The following is a 1452-nucleotide window of genomic DNA, read 5'->3' as shown; positions in this document are numbered from 1 at the left end:
GGCGGATTCAACCGGTCGTCGCAACACTTTCAATCATGGAGGTGTTTATGGGACGACCCGCGGGGTGGATGCAAAAGTTAACGGGGCGAGGTGCAATGCGCTCACCCGGTGCTCCTTCGCTTCGGCGAGAGGTGGAGCGGCAGTTCTGGAAGCAGATTGCCACCGGAATCACGAGTGAGAAGGCGGCCGAAGCCGTGGGCGTGTCGCAGCCGGTGGGCACGCGTTGGTTCCGTCATCGTGGTGGCATGCCACTGTTCATGTCGAAGCCTGTTTCCGCGAGGTATCTGTCATTTTCCGAGCGAGAAGAGATCGCCCTTCTGCGAGCTCAAGACGTGGGGGTGCGGGAGATAGCTCGCGTTATCGGGCGAAGTCCCTCGACGGTCTCACGGGAGCTGACCCGCAACGCTGCGACTCGCGGTGGCAAGCTCGAGTATCGAGCGTCTGTTGCGCAGTGGAAGTCCGAGCTGATGGCCAGAAGGCCCAAGCCGGCCAAGCTGGTGACAAACCCACGTCTGCGCCAATATGTTCAAGACCGCCTGGAGGGCAAGATCCACGATGCTCAAGGGCGCGAGGTCGCCGGACCTCGGCAAGCTGCGTTCATCGGTCGCAACAAGCCTCATCGTGGTGACCGCAAATGGGTCAATGGCTGGTCGCCGGAGCAGATTGCCAACCGGCTGCAGGTCGACTTCCCGGATGATCATTCCATGCGCATCTCCCACGAAGCCATCTACCAGGCCCTCTACATTCAGGGGCGAGGTGCTCTTAAGCGAGAGCTGGTGAGCTACCTGCGTATGGGGCGTGCTTTGCGCGTGCCACGAGCCAGGGCCCAGGCCAAAGCATGGGCTCATGTCAGCGAGGAGGTGATGATCTCCAGCCGTCCCGCAGAGGCAGAAGATCGTGCCGTGCCGGGACATTGGGAGGGGGATTTGATCATCGGCCTGGACAGGTCAGCCATCGGCACGCTGGTGGAGCGATCAAGCCGCTTCACCATGCTCGTGCACCTGCCTCGTGAGGCGGGCTATGGGCTAATTCCTCGGACGAAGAACGGTCCTGCGCTCGCAGGCTACGGGGCCATCACCATGGCCAACGCGCTCAAGAGAACCGTGACCACGCTGCCTGCTCAGCTGTGGCAATCATTGACTTGGGATCGAGGCAAGGAACTCTCCGACCATGCGCGGTTCACCATCGAGTCCGGAGTGCGCGTCTTCTTTGCTGATCCTCACAGCCCATGGCAGCGCGGAACGAACGAGAACACGAACGGGCTGCTGCGCCAATACTTCCCCAAAGGCACTGACCTGTCTCGCTGGAGCGAGCAAGAGATTCAAGCCGTGGCCCGGACATTGAACAACAGGCCGCGCAAAACACTGGGCTGGAAGACACCGGCTGAGACCTTGAACGAGTATCTAAAATCCGTTCGACAACCCGGTGTTGCGACGACCGGTTGAATCCGCC

General features: G+C 61.0%; 1 protein-coding gene. It reads left to right on the top strand.

All coding sequences use genetic code 11. From position 1 onward, the window contains the following. The first annotated feature begins 68 nt into the window (after window positions 1-68). Window positions 69-1445 (top strand): IS30 family transposase, encoded by a 1377-nt coding sequence (locus QZH52_RS38570; RefSeq protein WP_301816541.1) that lies wholly within the window; start codon window positions 69-71, stop codon window positions 1443-1445. Window positions 1446-1452 lie beyond the last annotated feature (7 nt).

The organism is Variovorax ginsengisoli (assembly GCF_030486595.1).
Taxonomy (GTDB): domain Bacteria; phylum Pseudomonadota; class Gammaproteobacteria; order Burkholderiales; family Burkholderiaceae_C; genus Variovorax; species Variovorax ginsengisoli_B.
The sequence above is the reverse complement of the archived record's forward strand: the minus strand, read 5'-3'. Positions and strand labels throughout refer to the sequence as shown.